Genomic DNA, 23,592 nt, shown 5'->3' with positions numbered 1-23,592 from the left:
GGCCTACTGGACGATGAAGTTGGAGAACAGGACCTGTGTCACGGGGCTTTCCACCGCGGCCTTGCGCTTCTTCTTTTTCTTCTTAGGGGTGTCGTCGGCGGCCTCGTCCTCGTCGTCGAGCTCGATGCCCATGGGGCGCACCGATTCGCGCATGATTTCCTTGGCGAGCTGTTCCTTGCCCTCACGGGTCAGCAGCTCGCCGGCGGTCTTGTGCGACAGCACCATCAGCACGTTGCTGCGGATAGCGGGCATGTAGGCCTTGACCTGATCGGCGAACTTTGGATCCTCGACCTCCAGCGTCACGCCGACCTGGGCGAAGCGGTCCACGTCCTTGTCGGCCAGGTTGACCGTGAACGGGTCCAGCGGCACGAAGGTCGGTGGATGGTCGGGCTTGGCCTTGGCTTTGGCCTTGACGGGCGCCTCGACGGCCTCGCCGTCCTCGCCGTCCTCCGCCGAGGCCTTCTTCTTCAGCAGCATCAGGGCCGCGCCGCCGCCCAGCAGCACCAGCACGAGCACGGCAGCCAGGATGATGATCAGCTTCTTGCTGCCGCCCCCGGAGGGTGCGGCGGTTTCGGCAGCCGGCGCAGTCGCCATGAGAACTCCTTGAGACGTCCTTCGCCCAAGCCGGCCATCGCCGCCCATGAGCACCATTGCGCCCGATTATTGACGCTGACCCTGCCGGGCAAGCGTCGATTAGCTCGGGCCAGGCGTGGCTATTTCCGCTTCAGCCTCAGGCAAATGTGTCGAGCAGGCCCACGGCGCGGCGGGCAGGCTGCGCTGCCGCGCCACCGCCATCCACGCCGCCGGCACTCGCGCCGGCGCTATGGGAGCCGCGCCCGTCGTCGCTGCCGGCCTGGGATCCTCCCTCCCGCGTGTCCTGGGAGGACTGCTGGAAGACGCCACCGCCCGCCAGCGTCAGGCCCTGGCCCTGGAGCGCGGCGGCCAAGTCGGGCAGGCTTTGTTGCAGCGCCTGACGCGTCTCGGCCTGGGCGGCGTGGAAGGAGACCTGGGCCTGCGCGCCGTCGACGACGATCTGGACGGCCACCGGCCCCATGTCCGCCGGATTTAGCTGCAGTTCTGCCTGCTGCACGCCATTCACTGCCAGCAGACTGACACGAGCCCCAAGTTCCGGCGCGAAGGCACCGCTTTGCAGTGCGGCATGCACCCGGGCGCTGGCGGCGGCAGAAGGGGCGCCAGGCGCCGCGGCAGCCAGCGGCTGGACCTGCTGGTTCTGGGCCAGCACGGCAGCAAAGCTGTTGGGCTGGGCGTCGGGCGATGCCGCGGCTCGCGGGGCAGCGGCCGCAGGCGTGGCGGTGGGACCTGCGGCTTGCAGCGCGTCGCTGCGGGTGCTGCGCGCGGCTGCAGCCTTGTCGGCGGCGAGCTCGACGCCCTTGGCGCGGGATGCGTCGGCAGCGCGTGCGGCGGCTTCAGCGGGGCGGCGTTCGGATGGTGTCGCGGCAGCTGCGTCGCGGGAGGTTTCGTCGGCGACGGGTTCATCGACCGCGCGGCCCGTGCGTGCTCCCTTGACGGTATGCCTGCGATCGGCGTCGGCATCGGCATCGGCTGCAGCGGGCGAGGCCGTCGCGGCCGCCTGCGCCTGCACGGCCGGCTGTGCGGGCGCGGTCAGGCCGATGAGCTGGGTGAACTCGTTCAGCCCCGACGTCTGGTCGTCCTGGTCGGCGTCGTCCGCCGTGCCGGAGGGCTCGCTAGCGTCGTCGCTGACTTTGGTGTCTTTGGCTGGAGTTGCGGCCGTGTCGGGCGCGCGGCCCTGGGCTGGCGCGGCGGGCTTGGCGGACGACGCGTTGCCCTCCTTGCGGCGAACCTGCGCCGCGTTGGCGGCGGCGGACTCCCTGGCCGCGTCGGGAGCGCTGGGCACCGGGTCGGCGTGGGCAGGTTGCGGGTCGGGTTGGTCGTTCAGGAAATGGGCGAAGCTGGGGCCTCCGGCCGAACCCGAGCCCGGCTGGGCGGGCTGGGCGGCGGGGGGCATGGCGGCTGGCTTGGGCGTGACGTACTGGGCGCTGCCGAGCATTGAAACCTCCTCAGGCGTGGGCCGAGCGGCGCAGGTGGGCGCGGGCGGCGAACTCGTCGCTGGCGCGCTGCTCGCGACGCTGGGCGACCTTGTCTGCCTCGGCCTGGCGGCGGGCGATCAGCTGGCGCAGTGCCGCGACGCGCAGCTCCGCCTGGCGCAGGGCTTCGCGGGCGCGTTCCTGGCGCTGGTCGGCGTGCTGGGCAACATGGCCCTGGGTATCTACCGCCTGGTCCAAGCGTTGGCCGAAGCTGCGGTAGCAGCCGACGATGCTCATCGTCGTGCCCTGGGCGAAGCTTTGGGTCCAGCGTTGCTGGTAATCCTGCCGGTAGCCGGACAGCTCGCCGTGCTGAGCGCGAGCGGCCTGGGCCTGGGCGCTGGCGGCATGCAGGGCCTGGGCGGCGGCGTCGCGCTCGCCTTCCGCGCGTTCCAGCAGCAGGCCCAGGGTGTCATTGGCGGATGCACTCATTCAAAACTCCAGCGCGGCGACGGATCAGTGGTCCGGCACCAAGACAATATCGGCGGGCGCCGCCCCAAGGTTTAGGCGCCCTGGACCACGGCCTGCAATTGGCTGACGCTGGCGTGAAGAAGTGCCGGGCTGTGCATGTCCTGCTGCAGCAGCCGCGTCATGTCGGCATGCAGGCGAACGGCCAAGTCCAGCTCGGGGTCGCTGCCCGGGGCATAGGCGCCAAGCTGGATCAGGTCGCGGGCCTTGTTGTATTTCGCCAGAAGTTGGCGGAATCGACGGGCGGAATCGACCTGGTTTTGCGGTGCAACACTGGTCATCACCCGGGAAATCGAGCGTTCGATGTCGATGGCGGGGTAATGGCCGGCCTCGGCCAGTTCGCGGCTGAGCACGATGTGGCCGTCCAGGATGCCACGCGCAGCGTCGGCGATGGGGTCCTGCGGGTCGTCGCCCTCGGTCAGCACCGTGTAGAAGGCCGTGATGGAGCCCTCGCCTGGCAGACCGTTGCCGCTGCGCTCCACCAACTGGGGCAGCTTGGCGAAGCAACTGGGCGGGTAGCCCTTGGTGGCGGGCGGCTCGCCGATGGCGAGCGCGATTTCTCGCTGCGCCATCGCGTAGCGGGTCAGCGAGTCCATCAGCAACAGCACGTGGCGCCCCTGGTCGCGGAAGTATTCAGCGATGGCCGTGGCGTAGTGGGCGCCCTGCATGCGCATCAGCGGCGGTGCGTCGGCGGGGGCGGCGACGACGACGCTGCGGCGCAGGCCCTGCTCGCCGAGGATGTCCTCGATGAACTCCTTGACCTCACGCCCGCGCTCGCCGATCAGGCCGACGACGATGACGTCGGCCTGGGTGTAGCGGGCCATCATGCCCAGCAGCACCGACTTGCCGACGCCGGTGCCGGCGAATAGCCCCAGGCGCTGGCCGCGGCCCACGGTCAGCATCGCGTTGATCGCACGCACGCCGGTGTCCAGCGGCGTGCGCACCGGGTCGCGGTCCATCGCGTTGATGGGGCGCCGCACCATGGGTTCGTTGTGGATGTTGCTGAGCTCGCCACCACGATCCAGAGGATGTCCGTGGGGGTCGACGACGCGGCCGAGCAGGCCGTCACCCATAGGCAGGTGCAGGCCACGGTCCTCGCCACGGCGCCAGGGATGCAGCGGTTGGCCCAGCTGTGGAGCCAGTGGCGGCAGGTGGCGGGGCACGACGGTGGCGCCGCTGGACAGGCCTTGCACTTCGTCGGTGGGCATCAGGTAGGCGCGGTCGCCAGAGAAGCCGACGACCTCGGCGTTCACCGGAGCGGCGCCGCGGCGGGGGCTGTTGCCGCTGCTGGGCATCTGGATGCGGCATACCGAGCCCAGCGGCACCTTGATGCCGGTTGCCTCCAGCACGAGGCCGGCCACGCGCACCAGCTTGCCCTGGGATTCCAGCGGCGCGGCGTTGCCGGCCAGGGTCTCCAGGTCGGCCAGGTAGCGCTGCCAGCGGTCTACGCGCGGCGTGCTCATTCGGCGTCCTGCCGCCGGTCTTCCCAGATCGACTGCTGGCCGATGGCCGAGACGGCCTGCAGCCAGCGAGCCTCGATCGTCGCGTCCACGCTGGCGATGTCGGCGTCGACCTTGACGCCCCCGCGCGCAACCTCGGTGTCCGGGATGAGCTGGGCCTCCCGGGCCTGCAGCTCTTGGCCGGCGCCGCCCTGCACCAGGGGAAAGTCGTCCGGGTGGACGCGCACGCGCACGTGGCGTGCCGAAAGCTGCAGGGCCTCCACTGCGTCGTGGGCGACGCGGGCGATCAGCTCGGGGCGCTGCGCCAGCTCGCTGCGCACGACCTGGCGGGCTAGTTCGACGGCGATGCGGGAGATGGCCTCGGCCATCTCGTCCTCCAGTGAGCGCATTTCGCCGTCGAAGCCCTGCACCAGCACGCCGATCTGCCGGCTCATCTGCTGTGCAAAGCTCTGCTTGAAGGCATCCAGCGCGGCCATGCCGTCGCGATAGCCGTCCTGGTAGCCGCCCTGGCGTGCGGCGTGCAGTTGCTCCTGTACGCTGGGCTCGGGCGGCGGAGGCGGCTCCACGGGAGCCGCCGAGGCGGGGGCGGGCGGTTGGGCGCCCGGGCGCATGGGCGCGAAGGGCGAGGGCGCGGTGTCGCCCAGATTGTCCAGGTTCCAGGCCTTGGCCCCCTGGACTTCCTCGCCAGGAATGAAGCGGGCATAGCTGCCTCGGCGCTCGCCTTCGCGGCGTTCGGGGGGGGGGCACTTGCCGGGGCGGTTGTCTGGTGACCATATGGCTCAAGATTCTGCGCGCGCGTTAGCGCCGCGCATCGCCGCTCCCTCGGGGAGCAAGGCCGCACACATGGCAGCCAGCGTGCCGTATGTGCCGGCCCAAGGACTGCGGCGGGAGGCGCAGCGCGATCTGCAAGGCAGACCAGCGAGCCGGTCGGATGAGGGGCTTCATGCCTAGACGAACTGGTCGTCGCCGCCACCGGCCAGCACGATCTGGCCCTCGTCGACGAGGCGGCGCACGATCTTGAGCATTTCCTTCTGCTCGGCCTCGACCTCGGAAAGCCGCACCGGGCCGCGGCTTTCCAGGTCCTCACGCAGCGCCTCGGCGGCGCGAGTGGACATGTTGCGGAAGATCTTCTCGCGCAGGTCGGCGCTGGCGCCCTTGAGGGCGACGATGAGGCTCTCGCTCTGCACTTCCTTGAGCATGGCCTGGATGCCCCGGTCGTCGATCTTGTTCACGTCGTCGAACGTGAACATGTTGTCCATGATCTTCTGCGCCAGGTCAGAGTCGGCCTCGCGGATGTAGTCCAGCACAGAGGCTTCGACGCTGGAGCCCATCATGTTGATGATCTCGGCAGCCGTCTTGGCACCCCCCAGCGAGCTCTTCTTCATGCGCTCGCCACCGGCCAGGATCTGGCTCATGACCTCGTTGAGGTCCTTCAGCGCGGTGGGCTGGATGCCGTCCAGCGTCGCAATGCGGATCAGCACCTCGTTGCGGCCGCGTTCGGGGAAGAGCTTGAGCACCGAGCTGGTCTGGTCGAAGTCCAGGTGGGCCAGGATGGCCGCGATGATCTGCGGGTGCTCGTTGCGCAGCAGCTCGGCAACTGAGCTGGCGTCCATCCACTTCAGGCTTTCGATGGAGGACACGTCGCCGCCCTGCAGGATGCGCTCCAGCAGCAGGTTGGCCTTGTCCTCGCCCAGCGCCTTGCGCAGCACGGCGCGCACGTATTCATCGGTGTCGGTGACGAGGGTGCTGTGGGCGTCGGCCACCTGGTCGAACTTGTCCAGCACTTCCTCGACCTGGGCGCGCTTGATGACCTTGAGCTTGGCAATGGTCTCGCCCAGCGCCTGCACTTCCTTGGGTGTCAGGTGCTTGAAGACCTCGCTGGCTTCCTCTTCGCCCAGCGACATCAGCAGGATTGCAGCGCTTTCGGTGCCCTTATCGTCCATGGTGCGTCATTGTCACGCCGCTTGGCCGTCCATCCAATCGCGCACGATGCTGGCAACCGCGATCGGATTCTCGCGAGCCATGGCACGGGCACGGTCGAGCTTTTCATTGTGCAGCGGAGCTTCCAGCCTCGGCATGCCGTCGGCGCCAGGCAGCACTTCTGCGTCATCGACAACTTCGTCCACCGTCTCTGGCTTCTCCTCGGCCGGCGGCGGAGCGGCGGCGGCCTTGATGGCGGGGCGGATCATGCCGAAGACGGCGATCAGCGCGATGATCACGAAGGCCAGCGGCACGATGGCGCTGCGGGCGATGTCCAGCACCCACGGTTGCTTCCAGAACGGTGTATCGACGGGCTCGGTCTTGTCGACGATGAAGGGGGCGCTGATGACCTTGACGGAGTCGCCCCGCTCGGCGTTGAAGCCCATGGCCTCCTTGACCAGGTCGGTCAGGCGCGTGACCTCCTCGGCCGGCACCGGCTGCTGGGTGGTCTTGCCCTTGGCATCGGTCACCGCGCGGTGGTTGACGACGATTGCCGCGTTCAGGCGCTTGACGTTGCCGACGGCCCCACGCGTGACGCGCACGGTCTTGTCCAGCTCGTAGTTGGTGACCTGTTCGCGTCGGCTGCTGTTGTTGCCGGCACCACCCTGAGCGGCCTGCAATGGCGCGCTGGCGCCGTTGATAGGCGCCGTGGCGGGCACGGGCGGCTGGTTGGTGGCCGCGCCGGGCACGCCGGTGGGCATGGCGGCGTTGGCATTGTTGGATTCGCTGGTGCTGCTGCCACGCACCGCGGACTGGGTGTTGGGACCCTGGTTGGGGCGGTATTCCTCGGCGGTGGCTTCCGTTTGCGAGAAGTCCACGTCGGCGGTGACGGTGGAGCGCAGGTTGTCGCGGCCCACAACCGGTTCCAGCAGATCGAAGATGCGCTTGTTGTAGCTGGCCTCGATCTGCTGCTTGTACTGCAGTTGCTGGCCGTCCAGGCCTGTGGCGGGGTCGGCGCCGGTCTGGGAGAGAAGCGCACCGGTCTGGTCCAGCACACTGACGGCCTTGGGGTTGAGCTCGGGCACGCTGCTGGAGACGAGGTGGACGATGCCGGCGATCTGTGCGCGGTCCAGCGTGCGGCCGCCCCTCAGGGTCAGCATCACGGACGCGCTGGGTTTTTGCTGTTCGCGGAAGAAGCCGTTTTGCTGCGGCATGGCCAGGTGCACGCGGGCGTCGGCCACGTCGGACATGGCGGTGATGGTGCGTGTTAGCTCGCCCTCCAGTGCCCGCTGGAAGTTCAGGCGCTCGTTGAACTGGGTCTGACCGATGGAGGACTTGTCGAGCAGCTCGAAGCCCACCGCATTGCCGGTGCCGCCCTTGGGCAGGCCTTGGGCGGCAAGCTTCATGCGCAGCTCGTAGACCTGGCCAGCGGGGACCAGGATGGTGCCGCCGGCCTCGTGCTTGTAGGGCACCTGCATCGCGGACAGCTGGCCGATGACGGCGCCGCCGTCCTTGTCGGCAAGGCCGGTGAAAAGGGGGCGGTAGTCGCCCTGAGCCGACCACAGGGTGATGGCCAGCACGGCACCCGCCAGCGCCAGCAGGCCGGCACCCATGGTCAGCTTGCTGCGCAACGGCAAGCCGTTCAGGCGCTGCACGAAGTTGGGCGGCGTGTCGTCGGCCGGGGCGATCATCACCGGGGCGGCTGCTGCGGGGGCGCTCAGGGCGTTGTCCATCGGAAGGCGAGACGGCAGGGAAGGCCGGGAATCGGCCGATGGCGCAAATTATTCGTGGCCGCCCCCTCAAGAAAGCGCCGAAGTGGCCGACGCGGGCAGCGCATCTCCGCGCTTCGCACCCGTGACTTGCTGCCACAGTGCTGCCCCATGGAGATGAAGCTGCGCCCCTTCGACTTTGCCCAGGCCGCCGCCCGCGCGGGTCTGGCGGTCAACGGCACGCCCCTGGCGTCCAAGCCGGCTGCCACTGGCGGCGCCAGCTTTGGCGATGCGATGACGCAGGCGCTCAAGAGCGTCAGCGCCCAGCAGCAGGAGGCGGCCCGGTTGCAGCGCGAGGTGCAGCTGGACAACCCGACTGTCAGCCTTGAAGAGACCATGGTCGCAATGCAAAAGGCCCAGATCGGCTTCCAGGCGACGCTGCAGGTGCGCAACCGGCTGGTGGCCGCCTACTCCGACATCATGAACATGCAGGTCTGAGTCCGCTCCGCGTCCAGGTCCTGGGGATCCGGGGCAGGCGCGACCAGTGCTTGTGGCTGGTTGTACCCAGGCGCAGCCCGGGCAGCGGCGGAGGCCGGGGCCTGCGGGAGCAGCTCAGCAGGCTTCGTTCCGGCGCGCGTCGTTGCCGCAGATCTGCGGCCGGCCCAGAGGGTTCAGGTCGATGCGCAATTGCTGGTTGCGGTCGTTGGAGATGCCGATGCGCGTCCAACCCAGCGCCCGGCCCATGCCGGCCTGGAAAGTGACGCCCTGGCCCGCCTGCAACAGCATGCCCTTGTGCTCGCGGTAGGTGATGCTGCCCAGCTCGCAGCGTGGCAGGCCGGTTGCGCAGTCGCAGGGCGCGGTGCGGCTGGCGCCCCAACACCATTGGGGGCCGCTGCCGAAGCTGACGTGGATATCGCGCCCTTCGTCGACGCTCAGCGTGCGGGCGCGCCGCAAGTCAAGCTCCAGCAGTTCAGCCACGTGGCGCAGGCGCTGGCGGGCCAGATAGCTGGTGTAGCTGGGCACCGCGGCCGACAAGATGATGGCTAGCACGGCCAGAACGAAGACCACTTCGATTAACGTGAAGCCTCGGCCGTCGCGGCATCTCATGGGTCGAGCTTGAGCAGGCGGCGACGCTTCTGCGTCTGGTCCACGTAGACCTGCAGCGAGCGCCCGGCATTGGCATCCAGCTCGACGAAGGAGCAGCCCAGCTGCAGCGTGCCGCTGGCGTCGCCGCTGATGGGGCTGGCGTGGTGGGGCAGCAGCGTGATGCGCAGCGCACTGATGCGATCCAGCTCCAGGACCAGGCCCTCGGCGATCCGACCAGGCTCCAGGACGGGAAAGTCGGGCGGCAGGGCCAGGGCCAGGCCACCGATGCTGATGTCGAGCACCCGCAGCGCGCGGCCGTGCTCGGCGCCGCCCGGCACGATGACACGCGGATAGGCGCTGCCTGCGGGCTGCACTCGGAAGGACTGGCGGCGCTGGAAGCGGTAGAGCCGTGTCGGCAGCGTGCCGCGCAGCACGGTGCCCTGCTCGCCGCTGACCAGGACGGGGGCCTCGACCTCGAACTGCAGCTTGATGGTGCCGAGATAGGCGACGGCGGTGATCTCGCCTTGCGCCACCAGCGACTCGCTGATGCCCTCGGGATCGGTGCCTATCTCCAGGCCTATGAGGTCGGCGTCGGCATCGAGGGCGACGATGCGGCTGGGCAGGCTCTGGCCCGGCGGACCGGCGAGCAGCAGGCCGGCGCCCTCGCGCTGCAGCTGTTGCAGATAGGCCGTGATCTCGGCCGTGGAGGTGACGCGCAGTTCCTCCGGGGTGGCTTCAGGGGCGGTCATGCCCGCGATGGTAGTCGCCCCGGCGCGGGTGCCGTGCCGGGGCGGGGCTGGTCAGTGGACCAGTCGGCTCTTGCCCTGCATTGCCTGGCCAAGGTCTTCGAGCCAGGGCTCGGCGAGGTGGCGGATCTCGGCGTCATTGAGCAGGATGCGCTGCATGATGCGCGTCTTCAGCTGGGACTCGCCGCTGGCAAGCTGGCTGTGGTTGGCGGCGGCCTTGAGCTGGGAGATCAGCAGCACGCAGGCGCCTTCGAGCTTGACGACTTCGTCCCAGTTGCCGGTGCGGGCAGCCGTCAGCATGTCGGCGCTGGCCTTCTCGATGGCTTCGTAGTAATTCAAAAGGTCGGCATTCATGGCGAGCGGGAGAATGGGAGACCGGCGGGCTCAGGCCGCGTGCGGGGAGGCGACCGGCGCCGCAGCCGGCGAGGCGGCAATGCCCTGCCAGGCTTCTCGCACGGGGGCGAGCAGTTGCCGGCATTCCTCGATGGCGGCGACGTCGCTGCGCAGGTTGGCCTGAGTCAGCCGGACGCAGATGTAGGCGTAGAGGTCGCGCAGGTCGGTGGCCACCTGGCCGCCCTTCGGGTCCAGCGCGGCGCGCAGACCTTCGTCGAAGATGCGTACGGCACGCTGCAGGCTGCGGGTCTTGAGCTCGACGTCGCGGTTGCGGATGGCCTGGATGGCCAGGCCCATGGCGTCGTTGGCGCCGTCGAACAGGAGGGCGACCAGGCGGTGCGGGTTGGCGCCCAGCACGTCGGTCTCCAGACCAACCTTGGAGTAGGTGTTGGCGCCGCGGGCGGCGAACGGGGAGGAGGTTTGGCCGTACATGGGGAGCGGATGGCGTCGTGTTGACTATCTTTTCGGCGTCCGCGACGCGGACTTGAGCCCTGTGAAGCCTCGAATTGGTCCGTTTTGCCCCGTCGCGTGTGCTGGATTACCGGCCAAAAGACAAAGCGGCGGTTCCCGGGAGGGAAACCGCCGCTGCAGCAGCCGGGCCGGCGGCCTTGTCAGCTGCTCTTGTTCATCTGCGCCAACTGCTGGGTCAGATAGGTGCTCAGGCCGCTGTACTTGCTCATCGTCGTGTCCAGCGCGGAGTACTGGGCGCGAATCCGCTTCTCCATGGCGTCGTTACGGTCGTTGAGCTCGTCGATGCGCTTGCTGTTGCGGTCGATCTGGCTCTGGATGCCGGTGCTGCGGTTGGAGATGCTGCCATCGGTGCCCAGCACTCCGTCGATGAAGCCACGCAGCTTGGTGGCGAAACCGTTGTTGGCGTCGCTGTTCTTGTCGACGCCCATGAAGAAGGCCTTGAGCTCAGCCATCTTGCTGTTGAGCGCGGTGTCCAGCTTGGTGCCGCCGGCGGCCAGGTTGCCGTCCTTGCCTGGATCCAGCCCCAGGTCGGCCATGCGCGTCAGGCTGCCGCCCAGCGTGGTGTTCCCGCCGACGATGCTGCGCAACTGCGAGGCCAGCGAGTTGGCGGTGGAGTCGCCCTGCAGCGTCCCGGCCGTCTTGGTGGCAGAGTCGTACTTCGTCTGCGTGCGCAGCATCGTGTTGATGGCGTTGTAGGCAGCCGTGAAGTCGGTGATGGCCTTGCGGATGGCGTCGGTGTCGGAGGCGATGCTCAGGTTCACCGGCGGGGTGACCTTGAGCAGCAGGATGTTGAGCCCGTCGATGGTGCTGTTCAGCGCGTTGGTCTCGGAGCTGACGGGCAGTCCGTTGACCAGGGCGCGGGCGTTGACGGCGCGCAGCGCCAGCGTCATGCCGTTGGGCAGGTTCACGGGGTCATAGGCCAGCTTGGCCAGGCCGCCCGTGTCCTCGGGGCCGGGCTCGGCCTGGATGCGAAAACCGTTGGTCTCGCCGCTGTTCTTGGATGTGATCGTCAGGCGCGCGCCGGTGGCGTCCTGGATGATGGAAGCCGTCACGCCGCCGTTGGCGGCGTTGATCTTGTCGCGGATGTCGGTGAGCTTGTCGCCGCTGTTGACGGTGATGTTCACCGCCGAGCTGCCGGACTTTGCGGTGAAACCCGTGGGGTTGTTGTTGGCGTCGGTGGCCCAGGTGCCCAGCTGGATGGTCAGTTTGCCCTGGCCGATGGTGGCGCTGGTGCTGGCCACGCTGCTGGCCATGGCGATGGACTGCGCCGAGGCCAGTTGTGTCACTTCCACGCTCAGGCTGCCGGTGGCCGGCGTGCCGGAGGCGGCGACGGTCACGGCGGAGGTGTCGGAGGACGTGGTCTTCACGCTGCTCCAAGTGCTCGGATTCGTCAGCTTGGCGGAGGCGTCGCGCAGTGTCGACAGCGCGCTCTTCACCTGCCCGTAGACTGAGAGCTGGGTCTGCAGGCCGGTGCTCTTCTTCGTGATGTCATTGATCGGCTGCTGCTGCAACGACATCAGCTTGCTGATCAGTGAATCGACGTCGATTCCGCTACCAAGTCCGGTTGATGAGATGGTTGCCATGGCTGCCAAGTGTAAAAAGGCCGATAGTCCAGAGGGACATCGGCCGGATTTTCGGGAACTTTAGGGTTCCGTGTGTGAATTTATTGGCGGTGGCGCAGCCGGAGCTGCCCGGTCCGGCCTTAACCCTTCAGCAGGGAGAGCACCTGCTGTGGCAACTGGTTGGCCTGGGCGACCATGGCGGTGCCCGCCTGCTGCAGGATCTGGGCGCGGCTGAGATTGGCCGTTTCCGCTGCGAAGTCGGCGTCCATGATGCGGCTGCGCGCGGCGCTTTGGTTTTCCACGGCCACCTGCAGGTTCGAGATGACGGCGTCGAAGCGGTTCTGGGCCGCGCCCAGCACGGCGCGCTGGCTGGTGATGGTGGTGAGCGCCGCGTCGATGTTGTTGATCACCGAGCCGATGGCGCTGAAGTTGACTGTGCCGCCGATCGAGGCCCGGTTGAGACCGGTGTTGTTGGTTCCCGAGACGATCGTGATGGAGCTGTTCGCTGCCATGTTGCTCGTGCCGATGTCGATCTGGTCGTTGACGGTCGTGTTGGCGCCGACCTGGAAGGTCTGTGTTCCGGAGGCTCCCGCAAGGATGGCCTTGCCGTTGAAGGTGGTGCCGCCGAGCACGCGCTGGATTTCCTTGGCCAGTTCGCCGAATTCCTGGTCGAGGGAGTCCTTGTCAGCGCTGGTGTTGGTGGCGTTGCGGGCCTGCACGGCCAGCTCACGCATGCGTTGCAGCGAGTCGGTGACCTTGGACAGGGCGCCATCGGCCACCTGCGCCAGCGAGATGCCGTCATTGGCATTGCGGATGGCGACCTGTGAGCCGCGCACCTGGGTGTTCATGCGGTCGGCGATGGCCAGGCCGGCGGCGTCATCCTTGGCGGAGTTGACGCGCAGGCCGGAGGACAGGCGCTGCATGGAGATCGCCAGCGACGACTGCGACGCGTTCAGGTTGCGCTGGGCATTCAGCGACTGAAGATTTGTGTTGATGGTCTGCGGCATCACTCACTCCTAGAGTCAGGTCGGCGAGCCGGCGTTGCGGATTGCCAGACTCTGTATGGAGCGAATTCTGCGAGGGCCTCCAGCCGTCTAAAGCCTGATCAAGGGGTGAAACCACGCCCAATCAAGAACGCCACGCCGCCAGCCTGATGGCTGCGGCGTGGCGCGGGTGGTGCTGCTGCCTAGGGTTAGCTGCGCAGCAGCGACAGCACCTGCTGTGGCAGCTGGTTGGCCTGGGCGATCATGGCGGTGCCGGCCTGCTGCAGGATCTGGGCGCGGCTGAGGTTGGCCGTTTCAGAGGCGAAGTCGGCATCGGTGATGCGGCTGCGCGCGGCGCTCTGGTTCTCGACGGCGGTCTGCAGGTTGGAGATGACGGCGTCGAAGCGGTTCTGGGTGGCACCCAGGATGGCGCGCTGGTTGTTGATGGTGTTGATGGCCGTGTCGAGGTTGTCGATGACGGAGCCGATGGCGGAGAAGCTGGTGGTGCCGTCGATCGCCACGCCGGAAGTGACGGCGGTGATGTCGGTGGCCGTCTTCATGTTCGTCATGCCGACGTCGATGGTGTCGTCGCCCGTGGTGTTGGCGCCGACCTGGAAGGTCTGCGTCTTGGCGTCGGCGCCCAGGATGTGCTTGCCGTTGAAGGTGGTGCCGCCCAGCACGCGCTGGATTTCCTTGGCCAGTTCGCCGAACTCCTTGTTCAGGGAGTCCTTGTCGGCGCTGGTGTTGGTGGCGTTGCGGGCCTGGACGGCCAGTTCGCGCATGCGCTGCAGCGAGTCGGTGACCTTGGCGAGCGCGCCGTCGGCGGTCTGGGCCAGCGAGATGCCGTCGTTGGCGTTGCGGATGGCGACGTTGGAGCCGCGGATCTGCGCGTTCATGCGCTCGGCGATGCCGAGGCCGGCTGCGTCGTCCTTGGCGGAGTTCACGCGCAGGCCGGAGGACAGGCGCTGCATGGAGATCGCCAGCGAGGACTGCGAGGCGGAGGTGTTGCGCTGGGCGTTCAGCGACTGGAGATTGGTGTTGATGATCTGGGGCATGACGGGTTCCTTTCCTTGACGATGAGCGTCTTGACCTACGTGGTTCCCGATGGCATCGCGAACCCGTTGAGAGGCTTATCGTCCGGGGGCAGGCCCGGCTTGAGGAATTTCTTCACGCCCGATCAGGAAGAGCACCCCGCGGGTGGCCGCGGGGTGCTGCTGAGCTGGCGGATTTACCGCAGCAGCGACAGTACCTGTGAGGGCAACTGGTTGGCCTGGGCGATCATCGCGGTGCCGGCCTGCTGCAGGATCTGGGCGCGGCTGAGGTTGGCCGTTTCCTGGGCGAAGTCGGCATCGGTGATGCGGCTCTTGGCGGCGCTCTGGTTCTCGACGGCGATCTGCAGGTTGGAGATGACGGCGTCGAAGCGGTTCTGGGTGGCGCCCAGGATGGCGCGCTGGTTGTTGATGGTGTTGATGGCCGTGTCGAGGTTGTCGATGACGGAGCCGATGGCGGAGAAGCTGGTGGTGCCGTCGATCGCCACGCCGGAAGTGACGGCGGTGATGTCGGTGGCCGTCTTCATGTTCGTCATGCCGACGTCGATGGTGTCGTCGCCCGTGGTGTTGGCGCCGACCTGGAAGGTCTGCGTCTTGGCGTCGGCGCCCAGGATGTGCTTGCCGTTGAAGGTGGTGCCGCCCAGCACGCGCTGGATTTCCTTGGCCAGTTCGCCGAACTCCTTGTTCAGGGAGTCCTTGTCGGCGCTGGTGTTGGTGGCGTTGCGGGCCTGGACGGCCAGTTCGCGCATGCGCTGCAGCGAGTCGGTGACCTTGGCGAGCGCGCCGTCGGCGGTCTGGGCCAGCGAGATGCCGTCGTTGGCGTTGCGGATGGCGACGTTGGAGCCGCGGATCTGCGCGTTCAGTCGTTCCGAGATGCCGAGACCGGCCGCGTCGTCCTTGGCGGAGTTCACGCGCAGGCCGGAGGACAGGCGCTGCATGGAGACGGCCAGCGACGACTGCGACGTGGAGGTGTTGCGCTGGGCGTTCAGCGACAGCAGGTTGGTATTGATGATCTGGGGCATGGTGTGCCTTCCTTTAGCAATCTAGAGAGTCCCGGCAACAGCGCCGAAGGGAACTGGACCGAATCACGAATCCGTTTCCGGACTCGTTGGATGGGCTATCGGATTGCGGCAGAAGTTTCTTGAGGGTCTTTTGTCAAGACCTGTGATTTATTGAACAACGCACCTCGAACCGGTCAGTTCCGGCGATTGGCGGGAAAGGATGGAAGTCCCGCTCCGGCTCCTGCCAATTCAAGGGATGACCCGAGCGCACGGGCCCTAAAGTCTGGCGCACCCTTGCCGATAGAGTGCCGCTGCCCATGCCCCACGCCGACCAGACCTCGTTGAAGCTGCTCCAGCGCGCCCGTCCCCTGCTGGTGGCGAGGCAGTGGGGCGAAGCCATCCCTTTGCTCGAGCGGGTGCTCAAGCTGCGGCCGCGCGATGCCACGCTGTGGCTGACGCTGGCGCAGGCCTGCCAGGCGGCGGACCGGCCGGACGAGGGCTTGCGCGCCGCCGAGCGGGCGCAACAATATGCCGGCGCTGACGACTCCCTGGCGCGGGACGCTACCGAGGAGGCAGTGAAGGCGGCCCTGGATACGCACGACTCACCTCGCGCGCTGGCGTTGGGGGCCAAGCTGCCCGAGTCGTTGCGGGACCAGAGTCCACAACTGCTTCGGTTGATGGGGACGGCCCTCAACAACCTGAACCGCTCGCAGGAGGCGGTGGCTCCGCTGCTGCGCGCGATAGCGCTGCGTCTGGACGACGGACAGGCGCACATGCAGCTGGGGTTCGCCTTCTATGCACTGAAGCTGCACGCGGAAGCCGCCGAGTGCTTTCGAACCGTCCATACCCTCTATCCCGAGAGCATCGGCGCACTGGCCTACCTGAACCACCTGGAGCAGATGGCCTGCCGCTGGAGTGACTACGACGTCCGCTGCCAAGGGCTGCTGGATTCGCTGTCGGGGCCTCCCCGGGCGACCCACTACGTGCCGCCGTTCGCTCTGGTGATGCTGCCGCACACGCAGGCGCAGATGCTCGCGGCAGCCCGGCTGGCGGCGCTTAGCCAGAGCCGCAACATCGAGCCCTGGCCGGTGCCCGCGGTCAGGCCCAGGGAGGGCCGGCGCCTGCACGTGGCCTATCTGTCCAACGATTTCCATGGCCATGCCACGGCGTCGCTCATCACTCAGGTGCTCGAACACCACGACCGCGAGCGTTTCGAAGTCAGCCTGCTGTCCCATGGTGGCGACGACGGCTCCGCGTTGCGCCAGCGCTTGATGCGTGCCGGCGACCGGTTCGAGGAGATGGGCCGTTTGAGCCTGCCCGACATGGCCCGCCGCGTGCGCGAGCTGGGCGTAGACATCCTGGTCGATCTGAAGGGCCACACGGCCGGCAGCCGTCTGGCCATGCTGGCCTACCGGCCCGCGCCCGTGCAGGTAGCCTGGCTGGGCTTTCCCGGCACCTGCGGTGCACCGCAAGTGGACTACGTCATCGGCGACCCCATCGTCACGCCGCTTGCCGACGCGCCCGGGTACAGCGAGAAGATCGCACAGATGCCGCACTGCTACCAGCCGAACGACGCCTCGCGCGGCCGTGCGGCTCCGCCGGCGCGGTGGGAGCTGGGCCTGGCTGACGACGCGCTGGTGCTGCTCAGCGCCAACCAGGTCGGCAAGCTGAATCCATCGCTGTTCGACGCCTGGGCGGAGATCCTGCGTCGCGTGCCCGGTGCCGTGCTATGGCAGCTGACTGGGGGCGATGCCCCCGATGCGGAGCTGCGTCGCGAGGTGCAGGCCCGTGGCGTGGCGCCCGAGCGCCTCGTCTGCATGCCATACGCGCAGATGTCCGAGCATCTGCGCCGCCTGGGCTCCGCCGACCTCGCGCTGGACAGCTGGCCCTGCAACGGCCACACCACCACCAGCGATGCGCTGTGGGCCGGCGTGCCTGTCGTGGCGTTGCGCGGCGACACCTTCGCCGGCCGCGTCAGCGAGAGCCTGCTGCGCGCCGTCGACCTGGCTGAGCTGGTGTGTGACACGCCTCAGGCCTATGTCGAGCTCGTGTGCTCGCTGGCGGCCGACCGGGCCCGCCTGGCGGCGCTGCGCGTCCGGCTCGCGCAGGCGCGCGACACCTCGCCGTTGTACGACGCCCCGCGCTTCGCACGCGACCTGGAGGCGCTGTACGAGCGTATGTGGGCATGCCGGCAGGCGGGCCAGGCGCCGCAGGCCCTGCCCGCAGCCGGCTGATCTACCGACCGATGAGAAGTCCGAAAGAAGGAGCCTGTCCGTGAACGCTGCGATGTCGGCTGACGTGAGGGCGCATGCCCTGGAGCTGGCGGCCACTATCCGCGAGGCGCTGGTCCACCTGGTGGACAGGGAGTCGAGCAGCATCCGCAGCATCCTGCCGGAGGCGTTGGTCTCCGTGGAGGCCGCTGTTTCCGGCCATGCGGGGGTGAGAGTTGCGTGCGACGCGCTGCGCGCTCTGTTGGCGGGGGGGCGCCCCGCACCGCAGCCCACGCTGGCGGCGCTGGACGGCCTTGACCAGGCCCTGGCTGCCGCCTTGCAACCCTTCTCCGGCGTGAAGTCGGCAAGCTGGGGGCCGGGCCAGAGGTTGCCGCAGGAAGATGGCGCCCTGGCTCCGGGCGGCGCCTCTGAACTGCTACATGGCACGCCCCCGGAGTCGCGCGGGGACGAGGCTCCACCGCCCTTTGCGCACCGGGAGGCCTATGCAGACTATTTCTCGCGCCTGGCTCAATCCCGGCCGTCGCCGGCGGTGCTGCGCCGCTTGCTGCCGCACCTGGATGCCGCGCTCGATGGCGCAGAGCGTCTGGCGCTGTGGCAGGCCTTGTGGTCCTGCGTGTCGGTGCTGCCGGAAGGTGAGGTCGAACGCGTGGCGGCCTGCCTGGACGGCCGCTACGCGGACGCGCTGCGCCCGCTGCGGCAGGAGTGGTCCGCCCCCGAGTTGATCGAGCATCTGTGCGGTCAAGGCGACTTCGATGTCCAGACGACCCTGACGCCTGTCCTGCTGAACCACCACGGCCTGGATCCACTCGCGGCCCCGGCCGGCCATGGAGCGGGCCTGTTGCTGCAGGCTGCGCGTGCGGAGCTGGCCCAGGCCCCCCGGCAACTCGAGCCTTCACGGGCGGCGCGGCTGGAGCGGGCGCTGGCGCAGGCGCAAGCCATCGATCCGTCAGTCATGCCGCAGGCTCTGGCCCTGCGCTTCGAGCTGGCGCTGGCCGCCGATGCAGAAGAGGTCGCCACCGGGATCCTGGCCCGGCTGCTGCAGGCCGGCGAAGGCCACCGGCTGCGCGCGGACCGGGTGCGTGCCTGGCTGGACGGCAGCGCCTTCGGCGCGGCCGATGTGCAGCGCTGTCCGCCGCTACAGCTGGCTCCCGGGCTGCAGGCCGGCTGGCTGCAGCCGGCCCGCTGGGGCGGCGTGGCAGTCCTGCAGGTGCTGCAGCAGGCCATGAGCCGCGAAATCCCGCGCCAGCGTCTGCAGGCCTTGGCAGCGCATGTCGCGGCGCTAGGCGAGCCAGTGGTGCCACCGGCATCGCCGGCACCCCAGGCCTTGCAGCTCCTGACCATTCTCGACAAGGCCTACGCGTTGATCGAAGGTGGCGGCGACGCGGTGCCGTTGTTGCGTGAGCTGTTGCATCGTCAGGCCTTTGCACCCTCAGCGCTCGCCTGGATCTGGCGCGCCAGCGCGAGCTGGCATGCGGCTCGTGGCGACGCCGAATCCGAATTGCTGGCGTTGACGCAGGCGCGCCGGTATATGTCTGACGACGCCTTGCGAACTCGCCTGAGCCGGTGTTTGCCGCCGAAGGCGCCGCAGCCGGGGTGCGACTGGCGCGAGGAGGAGGCCGGCTGGCAGGCCTTGGCCCAGCGAGGCAAGGCAGCAGAGCAGCGCACTGCCGTGCTGCAGTTGGCAACGCTCTACACGGACGGACAGCTGGAGCCAGGCTCACCCTATCGCCGCCAGCAAGCGGACCTTGCTCAGCCGCTCTGGCGCGGCCTGCTGGCCGATGCCCGCTATGCCCCCCTGGCGCAAGCGGCCCTGGCCGAGCCGCTGCAGACCCTGCTGCGCCCAGCCTGGCAGCAGGGGCATGGGGAGGACTATCTCTGGTTCGAACGGCCCGGCGCGCGCGGCGTGTTCATCGTCTTCTCCTGCATGGCCACGTACTTCGGCTTCACCGAAGTCGCTGCCCTGCAAGGCGCCTTGAAGGACCGCCACTTGATGTTCGTGCGCTGCCCAGACAAGAACTGGTACAGCGACGCCAGCTTCGAGCGCGTGCAGGCCTTGCTGAGAGAGCGCGTAGCCGCGCACTTCGCAGCTGCTGACGTGTGCTGCTGGTACGGCAGCATGGGTGGGCACGCTGCGCTCAAGTTCGCGCTGAGCTTCGGCTGGCAGGCCGTCGTCTTCAATCCGCAGACCGATTTGGACCTCTGGGCCGCTTTCCGGCCCAAGGAGCGTGCCGAACTGTGGGGAGCCGATCGTCACGCCAGCCTGGATGCCTGGCCGGTGGAGGCCTGGGAGCAGGTGCCGCTGTACTACGCCTGTGGTGCATGGAGTGCGGACCGCGAGGCGCTCTCGATGGTGCTGCGCCGCCTGCGGCAATGCCGTCGGCTGGATGTCGTGATCGAGAAGTTCGACGACCTCAATCACGCCGGGCTGATGAACCGCATCTGCACCGGAGCGCCCACGCTCACGCTGGAGCGCATCTGCCAACGCCTGCGCGCGTTGCCGCTTCTGCCGCCGGCCGAAGGTCCAGGCCTGGTCGGCGCTGACGCGCAGCAGTTCTGGGAGAAGCTGGACGAGGCGCGGGCCGCCAAGGTGGAGATTCAGGTGCGCGACGGGCGGCTGCGGTGGCGGCCCTCGCAGGACTGCTCGACGCGCTGAGCGGGGCCGGGGCGGTCGCGGGCCGGCTCGCTCAATCGAGCACGCCGATCTGCACCGCTGGGTTGCCGAACACCTTGGTGCGGGTCTTCACGCGCTTTAGCACCACACTGCCCGCGCCGACATAGGACCAGTCTTCCACCCGCGCCCTGGGCAGCACGGTGGCGCTGGCACCCAGGAAGACGCCTTCGCCCAGCGCTGCATGCCCGTTGATCTGGCAGCCGCCGGAGATCTGGCTGTAGCTGCCGATGCGGACGTCGTGCGCGCCGGAACTTAGCGTGCCGAACACCACGTGCCGACCCAGCTCGATGTCGCAGGACAGCTGTGTCATGGGGCAGATGATGGCGCCCGAGCCGATGCGCACGTTGTGGCCGACCAGCGCAGTCGGGTGGATCAGCGAGGTGAACTCCGCGCCGCGCTCCTCGAGCATGGCCGTGTACCTGCGCTTGCCTTGCGGTTCCCCGACCGCGCACAGGAAAACGTCGCCAGGCTCGGGGCGATAGTCCTCGGGGGCCGCCAGGATTGGGGAACCATAGTCGAAGCCGTCGAGGATGTCCCTGCGGCTGTCCAGGAAGCCCTTGATGCGCCAGGGCGCGCCGGCCTGTATCGCCTGCCGGGCCCAGACGTGGACCTCGCGTCCGAAATTGCCGGCATTGACGATGACGAGGTTGGAGGTCGCCATGGCGTTCAGCCGCTGATGTTGACCGTGCGACCACCGTCGACCACCAACTGCTGGCCGGTGATCCAGCGCGCCTGGTCGGAGAGCAGGAACTCCACCGCCGAGGCGATGTCGGCCTGCTCGCCTACGCCAAGCGGGTAGTCCCGCCGCATGCGCTCGACCACGTCGGGGTCGCTGAACATGTGCTCGGTCATGGCGGTTCGTACCGCGCCCGGTAGCACCGCATTCACTCGCACGGCAGGCGCCAACTCGACGGCCAGCGCCCGCATGTAGCCGTCCAGTGCACTCTTGCTGGCACAGTAGATGCCGAAGCCCTTGGCCCCGAACTGGCTGGCTGTGCTGGAGACGAATACCACGCCACTCAGAGCCTTTTCATTGACTTTCTTGCGCACCAGCAGCCGAGTGATCTCCACCGCCGACAGGAAGTTGACGTTCATGGTGCGCTCGATGGCCGCCCGATCGAGCAGGCGCAGCGGGCCGACCTGCAGCACGCCAGCACAATGCACGAAGCGCGCCACCTGCAGGCCTTGCCCTGCAAGCGCCTGCAGCAGGCTTGCCTCGATGGCGTCGACATCCGCCAGGTCGTTCAGCCACAGCCGGTGCCGCTCGGGTTGGGCGCACAGGGCGCGGGTCTCCTCCAAGCGCGCCTGATCGCGCCCATGCAGCAGCACGGGGCCAAGGCGGGACAGGCGGATTGCCGTCTCGCGGCCCAGGCCCGAGGAAGCGCCGGTCACCAGCGTGCAGAGTTCTTGGGTCATTGTCTTGGAGCCCTGCTTGATCAGGCTGCCGTGTATCCGCCGTCGCACACCAGGGTGCTCCCTGTGATCCAGCGGCTGGCGTCGGCCAGCAGGAAGGCGATGGCGTTGGCCACGTCGTCCGGCTCACCCAGGCCCAGTGGATGGGCGCGCTCGATCTGCTCGCGCTGCGCTGCGTCCCATGAGGAGGCTACCTTGTCGTACATCTGGGTCTTCACGAAGCCTGGGGCGACGCAGTTGATGCGGATGCCACGCGGTGCGAATTCCAGCGCCGCGGACTTGGCCAGACCGGTCAGCGCGGCCTTGGACATCGAATAGGCGGTGGCGCCCACTGACCCCACCAGCGCCATGACGGAAGCAATCAGCACCACCGAGCCTCCGGCCTCCGCGCAGACCTTGCGGTTCTGGAAGCCGCGCACCAGGGCGAGCGCCGCCTCGGTGTTGACGGCCAGCACGTCGCGGTAGTTCTTCGGCGACAGCAGTCGGGTAGGCGACACCGACGAGATCCCCGCTGCATGCACCAGGCCCGACAGCGAGCCCTCTTGGTCTGCGCAGGCGACCATCGCCGCCGGGATCTCCTCGACCTCGCGCAAGTCCAGGACATGCGAAGCATGCCCTGCGCCGGGCAGTCGTTCCAGCAGCGCCGCCAGGCCGTCTTCGTCGCGATCGAAGGCCAGCACTCGTGCGCCCATGGCAGCCACGCGCAGGCTGGTGGCCAGGCCGATGCCGGATGCCGCCCCGGTCACCAGGACGCGGCGTTGCGACAGGTCGAAAGGATGGGACATGCCTATTTGGTCTTCCTGCGCTGGACTTCCTCGAACAGCTGGCCGGCCGTGACGAAGGCCGAGATGTCCTTGGCCGTCATGTTCACGCCGTAGTCGGAGTCGAGCGAGGCGATGACGGAAATGACGGTCAGTGAATCCCAGTTCTCGTAAGCGTCAAGCGGCTGCGCCGGATCGATGGTGTCCACTTCGAGCAGCTCCGCCAGATCCTCATAAAACTTGTCCATAGGTCGATCCTCTTCACTTCTGGTTGTTTCGTCTGCTCAGTACTCAAGCATCTCGCAAAATTGCAGCTCACCCAGGCGCATCAGCATGGAGCCCCAGGTCAGGCCCACGCCGAAGCCTGCAAGGCAGACCTGGAAGCTGCGCGCGACCAATTCGTTCTTCAGGTTCTCGACGATGGCCATCGGAATGGTCACGCCACTGCTGTTGCCGTACTTCTCGACCACGTTCATGGGCACCTTGTCGTGCGGGATGCCGATCTTGTCGGCCAGCTTCTGCAGCATGAAGCGGTTGGGCTGGTGGAAAAGGAACCAGTCCACGGCGTCGGCGTCGATGCCGGCCTGCTCCAGCAGGCTCGTCACCATGGGCGGAACTTCGACCTGGACAAAGTTGAACACGGCTGAGCCGTCCATGCGCAGGTGGTCCTGGGCACGCAGGTTGTTGTCGCCGACGTCCTCCAGCACCGCGGTCTGTTCCGAATGCGGCAGCCGCATGCCGCCAGCTGGGATCATCAGCGCCTCGCGGCGCGTGCCGTCCATCTTGATGTTGGCGTGGATGGCGCCGGCCGAGTCCCCGCGCTCGACGACGGTGATGGAGGCAGCGTCGCCGATCAGCGGGTAGCTGTTGCGGTCCTTGGGCGAGGTCTTGCGGCTGACGACATCGGCGTTCACCAGCACCACCTTGCGGATGGCGGGCTGCTCCAGCAGTAGAAAGGCCTGCATCAGGCCGACGACGAAGCCTGCACAGCCCTGGTTGATGTCCAGGCAGAACAAGTCGTCCTTGAGCTGGAGCCGCCCCTGGATGACGTTGCTGGTGGGCGGCATGGGGTGGTCCGGTGTCTGCGTCACCAGGATCAGCGCATCGAAGTCGTCGCGGCCGAGCGCACCCTTGTCGAACAGGTGCTGCAGGCCTGCCACCGCGAGATCCGACACGCACACGCCGTCCGCGACCAGGCGGTGCTTGTCGTACCCCATGACCTCCATCAGCTTGCGCGAGCGCGCCTCGGGGAAGTTGAACTGCTTCATGTCTTCCACGAAGGACTGCTCGTGCCGAGGCACGACCGTCAGCAGTCCCGAGATGCGTTTGCCCTTGAATGTCAGCTTCATCGAGGCACTCCGTACTTCGTCAGGAGCGCCGTGATGGCCTCGGCGTTCCTGAAGTTCTCGGGGACGATGTCGAGGCCGTCAATGGAAATCCCGTAAATCTTGTCCAGGCCGGCGACCAGGGCCACCATGTCGAACGAATCAAGCAGGCCGTCTTCCAGGAAGTCGGTGGACTGCGTGAAGTCGGATTCGGGACGGATGCTTTGCAGGACTTCGTTCAGCGTGCTCATGTCGGTGCGCTCGTGAGGGTGGACGTGGC

The 23,592-nt window shown here is 67.9% G+C and carries 24 protein-coding genes; 3 read left to right on the top strand and 21 right to left on the bottom strand.

Annotation, left to right across the window (positions count from 1 at the left end; translation table 11 throughout):
* Window positions 1–3: 3 nt before the first annotated feature.
* The 7 genes from fliL to fliF all read right to left on the bottom strand — a co-directional run bounded on the left by fliL (window position 4) and on the right by fliF (window position 7,644).
* The gene (fliL, locus tag QM732_RS17280; RefSeq protein ID WP_415657337.1) at window positions 4–594 is read right to left on the bottom strand and encodes a flagellar basal body-associated protein FliL; all 591 of its coding nucleotides are present in this window, start codon (window positions 592–594) and stop codon (window positions 4–6) included.
* Window positions 595–730: 136 nt separating this feature from the next.
* Entirely contained in the window at window positions 731–2,029 is a 1,299-nt protein-coding gene (locus QM732_RS17275) for a flagellar hook-length control protein FliK (protein WP_415657336.1), read from the bottom strand.
* A 10-nt stretch (window positions 2,030–2,039) separates the two neighbouring features.
* Window positions 2,040–2,495: a flagellar export protein FliJ gene (gene fliJ / locus QM732_RS17270; protein ID WP_415657335.1), complete on the bottom strand. Its 456-nt coding sequence runs from the start codon at window positions 2,493–2,495 to the stop codon at window positions 2,040–2,042.
* Window positions 2,496–2,566: 71 nt separating this feature from the next.
* Entirely contained in the window at window positions 2,567–3,994 is a 1,428-nt protein-coding gene (fliI, locus tag QM732_RS17265) for a flagellar protein export ATPase FliI (RefSeq protein WP_415657334.1), read from the bottom strand.
* Complete coding sequence (locus QM732_RS17260; RefSeq protein ID WP_415657333.1) at window positions 3,991–4,557, bottom strand: FliH/SctL family protein; 567 nt, start codon at window positions 4,555–4,557, stop codon at window positions 3,991–3,993. Before QM732_RS17260 ends, fliI begins: the two co-directional genes overlap by 4 nt.
* Before the next feature lie 381 nt (window positions 4,558–4,938).
* Window positions 4,939–5,934 (bottom strand): flagellar motor switch protein FliG, encoded by a 996-nt coding sequence (gene fliG, locus QM732_RS17255; RefSeq protein ID WP_415657332.1) that lies wholly within the window; start codon window positions 5,932–5,934, stop codon window positions 4,939–4,941.
* Between the two features lie 12 nt (window positions 5,935–5,946).
* Complete coding sequence (gene fliF / locus QM732_RS17250) at window positions 5,947–7,644, bottom strand: flagellar basal-body MS-ring/collar protein FliF (RefSeq protein ID WP_415657331.1); 1,698 nt, start codon at window positions 7,642–7,644, stop codon at window positions 5,947–5,949.
* A gap of 147 nt (window positions 7,645–7,791) precedes the next feature.
* Here fliF and fliE point away from each other — a divergent pair, with 147 nt between their 5' ends.
* Window positions 7,792–8,118: a flagellar hook-basal body complex protein FliE gene (gene fliE / locus QM732_RS17245; RefSeq protein WP_415657330.1), complete on the top strand. Its 327-nt coding sequence runs from the start codon at window positions 7,792–7,794 to the stop codon at window positions 8,116–8,118.
* A gap of 114 nt (window positions 8,119–8,232) precedes the next feature.
* On the opposite strand, the gene QM732_RS17240 is transcribed toward fliE, so the two are convergent.
* The 8 genes from QM732_RS17240 to QM732_RS17205 form a co-directional block, all read right to left on the bottom strand.
* Entirely contained in the window at window positions 8,233–8,727 is a 495-nt protein-coding gene (locus QM732_RS17240) for a Tfp pilus assembly protein FimT/FimU (protein ID WP_415657329.1), read from the bottom strand.
* Window positions 8,724–9,455, bottom strand: coding sequence for a flagellar brake protein (locus QM732_RS17235; protein WP_415657328.1), 732 nt, complete (start codon window positions 9,453–9,455; stop codon window positions 8,724–8,726). The genes QM732_RS17240 and QM732_RS17235 overlap by 4 nt, the downstream gene beginning before the upstream one ends.
* A 51-nt stretch (window positions 9,456–9,506) precedes the next feature.
* Entirely contained in the window at window positions 9,507–9,806 is a 300-nt protein-coding gene (locus QM732_RS17230) for a flagellar protein FliT (RefSeq protein ID WP_415657327.1), read from the bottom strand.
* Window positions 9,807–9,836: 30 nt separating this feature from the next.
* On the bottom strand, window positions 9,837–10,277 hold the full coding sequence (gene fliS / locus QM732_RS17225; protein ID WP_415657326.1) for a flagellar export chaperone FliS: 441 nt from the start codon (window positions 10,275–10,277) through the stop codon (window positions 9,837–9,839).
* Window positions 10,278–10,456: 179 nt separating this feature from the next.
* Entirely contained in the window at window positions 10,457–11,899 is a 1,443-nt protein-coding gene (gene fliD, locus QM732_RS17220; RefSeq protein WP_415657325.1) for a flagellar filament capping protein FliD, read from the bottom strand.
* 119 nt (window positions 11,900–12,018) lie between these two features.
* A complete protein-coding gene (locus tag QM732_RS17215) occupies window positions 12,019–12,885 on the bottom strand; it encodes a flagellin (protein ID WP_415657324.1) in 867 nt (288 codons plus the stop codon).
* A 185-nt stretch (window positions 12,886–13,070) separates the two neighbouring features.
* Window positions 13,071–13,916 (bottom strand): flagellin domain-containing protein, encoded by an 846-nt coding sequence (locus QM732_RS17210; protein WP_415657323.1) that lies wholly within the window; start codon window positions 13,914–13,916, stop codon window positions 13,071–13,073.
* Window positions 13,917–14,089: 173 nt separating this feature from the next.
* Window positions 14,090–14,932, bottom strand: coding sequence for a flagellin (locus tag QM732_RS17205; protein WP_415657322.1), 843 nt, complete (start codon window positions 14,930–14,932; stop codon window positions 14,090–14,092).
* Window positions 14,933–15,228: 296 nt separating this feature from the next.
* Between QM732_RS17205 and QM732_RS17200 the strand changes: the two genes are divergently transcribed.
* Together QM732_RS17200 and QM732_RS17195 are read left to right on the top strand one after the other, a co-directional pair.
* The gene (locus tag QM732_RS17200) at window positions 15,229–17,145 is read left to right on the top strand and encodes a tetratricopeptide repeat protein (protein ID WP_415657321.1); all 1,917 of its coding nucleotides are present in this window, start codon (window positions 15,229–15,231) and stop codon (window positions 17,143–17,145) included.
* 40 nt (window positions 17,146–17,185) lie between these two features.
* Window positions 17,186–19,795, top strand: a complete 2,610-nt coding sequence (locus QM732_RS17195) for a hypothetical protein (RefSeq protein ID WP_415657320.1) — start codon at window positions 17,186–17,188, stop codon at window positions 19,793–19,795.
* 31 nt (window positions 19,796–19,826) lie between these two features.
* On the opposite strand, the gene QM732_RS17190 is transcribed toward QM732_RS17195, so the two are convergent.
* From QM732_RS17190 to QM732_RS17165, 6 genes are read right to left on the bottom strand one after another with little or no spacing between them, the layout of a single operon-like run.
* Window positions 19,827–20,474 carry a NeuD/PglB/VioB family sugar acetyltransferase gene (locus QM732_RS17190; RefSeq protein WP_415657319.1) on the bottom strand — a complete coding sequence of 216 codons (648 nt, stop codon included), beginning with the start codon at window positions 20,472–20,474 and terminating at the stop codon, window positions 19,827–19,829.
* 5 nt (window positions 20,475–20,479) lie between these two features.
* Window positions 20,480–21,229: an SDR family NAD(P)-dependent oxidoreductase gene (locus QM732_RS17185; protein ID WP_415657318.1), complete on the bottom strand. Its 750-nt coding sequence runs from the start codon at window positions 21,227–21,229 to the stop codon at window positions 20,480–20,482.
* 20 nt (window positions 21,230–21,249) lie between these two features.
* Window positions 21,250–22,011, bottom strand: coding sequence for an SDR family NAD(P)-dependent oxidoreductase (locus QM732_RS17180; protein ID WP_415657317.1), 762 nt, complete (start codon window positions 22,009–22,011; stop codon window positions 21,250–21,252).
* 2 nt (window positions 22,012–22,013) lie between these two features.
* A complete protein-coding gene (locus QM732_RS17175; protein ID WP_415657316.1) occupies window positions 22,014–22,235 on the bottom strand; it encodes a phosphopantetheine-binding protein in 222 nt (73 codons plus the stop codon).
* Between the two features lie 36 nt (window positions 22,236–22,271).
* A complete protein-coding gene (locus QM732_RS17170) occupies window positions 22,272–23,336 on the bottom strand; it encodes a 3-oxoacyl-ACP synthase III family protein (RefSeq protein WP_415657315.1) in 1,065 nt (354 codons plus the stop codon).
* On the bottom strand, window positions 23,333–23,563 hold the full coding sequence (locus QM732_RS17165; protein ID WP_415657314.1) for a hypothetical protein: 231 nt from the start codon (window positions 23,561–23,563) through the stop codon (window positions 23,333–23,335). The genes QM732_RS17170 and QM732_RS17165 overlap by 4 nt, the downstream gene beginning before the upstream one ends.
* Between the last annotated feature and the right edge of the window lie 29 nt (window positions 23,564–23,592).

The sequence above is a fragment of the Roseateles sp. genome, from assembly GCF_047654805.1.
Lineage (GTDB): Bacteria > Pseudomonadota > Gammaproteobacteria > Burkholderiales > Burkholderiaceae_C > Pelomonas.
Note: the sequence above shows the minus strand (reverse complement) of the source record. Positions and strands in the feature narration are given on the sequence as shown.

Bases quoted from the DNA above. Each gene is read 5' to 3' on its own strand.
- QM732_RS17230 (WP_415657327.1), bottom strand. From the start codon at position 9,806: ATGAATGCCGACCTTTTGAATTACTACGAAGCCATCGAGAAGGCCAGC.
- QM732_RS17215 (WP_415657324.1), bottom strand. From the start codon at position 12,885: ATGCCGCAGACCATCAACACAAATCTTCAGTCGCTGAATGCCCAGCGC.
- QM732_RS17180 (WP_415657317.1), bottom strand. From the start codon at position 22,011: ATGTCCCATCCTTTCGACCTGTCGCAACGCCGCGTCCTGGTGACCGGG.
- fliF (WP_415657331.1), bottom strand. From the start codon at position 7,644: ATGGACAACGCCCTGAGCGCCCCCGCAGCAGCCGCCCCGGTGATGATC.
- QM732_RS17210 (WP_415657323.1), bottom strand. From the start codon at position 13,916: ATGCCCCAGATCATCAACACCAATCTCCAGTCGCTGAACGCCCAGCGC.
- QM732_RS17240 (WP_415657329.1), bottom strand. From the start codon at position 8,727: ATGAGATGCCGCGACGGCCGAGGCTTCACGTTAATCGAAGTGGTCTTC.
- fliI (WP_415657334.1), bottom strand. From the start codon at position 3,994: ATGAGCACGCCGCGCGTAGACCGCTGGCAGCGCTACCTGGCCGACCTG.
- QM732_RS17235 (WP_415657328.1), bottom strand. From the start codon at position 9,455: ATGACCGCCCCTGAAGCCACCCCGGAGGAACTGCGCGTCACCTCCACG.
- fliE (WP_415657330.1), top strand. From the start codon at position 7,792: ATGGAGATGAAGCTGCGCCCCTTCGACTTTGCCCAGGCCGCCGCCCGC.
- QM732_RS17170 (WP_415657315.1), bottom strand. From the start codon at position 23,336: ATGAAGCTGACATTCAAGGGCAAACGCATCTCGGGACTGCTGACGGTC.
- QM732_RS17185 (WP_415657318.1), bottom strand. From the start codon at position 21,229: ATGACCCAAGAACTCTGCACGCTGGTGACCGGCGCTTCCTCGGGCCTG.
- fliL (WP_415657337.1), bottom strand. From the start codon at position 594: ATGGCGACTGCGCCGGCTGCCGAAACCGCCGCACCCTCCGGGGGCGGC.
- QM732_RS17275 (WP_415657336.1), bottom strand. From the start codon at position 2,029: ATGCTCGGCAGCGCCCAGTACGTCACGCCCAAGCCAGCCGCCATGCCC.
- fliD (WP_415657325.1), bottom strand. From the start codon at position 11,899: ATGGCAACCATCTCATCAACCGGACTTGGTAGCGGAATCGACGTCGAT.
- QM732_RS17200 (WP_415657321.1), top strand. From the start codon at position 15,229: ATGCCCCACGCCGACCAGACCTCGTTGAAGCTGCTCCAGCGCGCCCGT.
- fliG (WP_415657332.1), bottom strand. From the start codon at position 5,934: ATGGACGATAAGGGCACCGAAAGCGCTGCAATCCTGCTGATGTCGCTG.
- QM732_RS17190 (WP_415657319.1), bottom strand. From the start codon at position 20,474: ATGGCGACCTCCAACCTCGTCATCGTCAATGCCGGCAATTTCGGACGC.
- QM732_RS17165 (WP_415657314.1), bottom strand. From the start codon at position 23,563: ATGAGCACGCTGAACGAAGTCCTGCAAAGCATCCGTCCCGAATCCGAC.
- fliJ (WP_415657335.1), bottom strand. From the start codon at position 2,495: ATGAGTGCATCCGCCAATGACACCCTGGGCCTGCTGCTGGAACGCGCG.
- fliS (WP_415657326.1), bottom strand. From the start codon at position 10,277: ATGTACGGCCAAACCTCCTCCCCGTTCGCCGCCCGCGGCGCCAACACC.
- QM732_RS17175 (WP_415657316.1), bottom strand. From the start codon at position 22,235: ATGGACAAGTTTTATGAGGATCTGGCGGAGCTGCTCGAAGTGGACACC.
- QM732_RS17205 (WP_415657322.1), bottom strand. From the start codon at position 14,932: ATGCCCCAGATCATCAATACCAACCTGCTGTCGCTGAACGCCCAGCGC.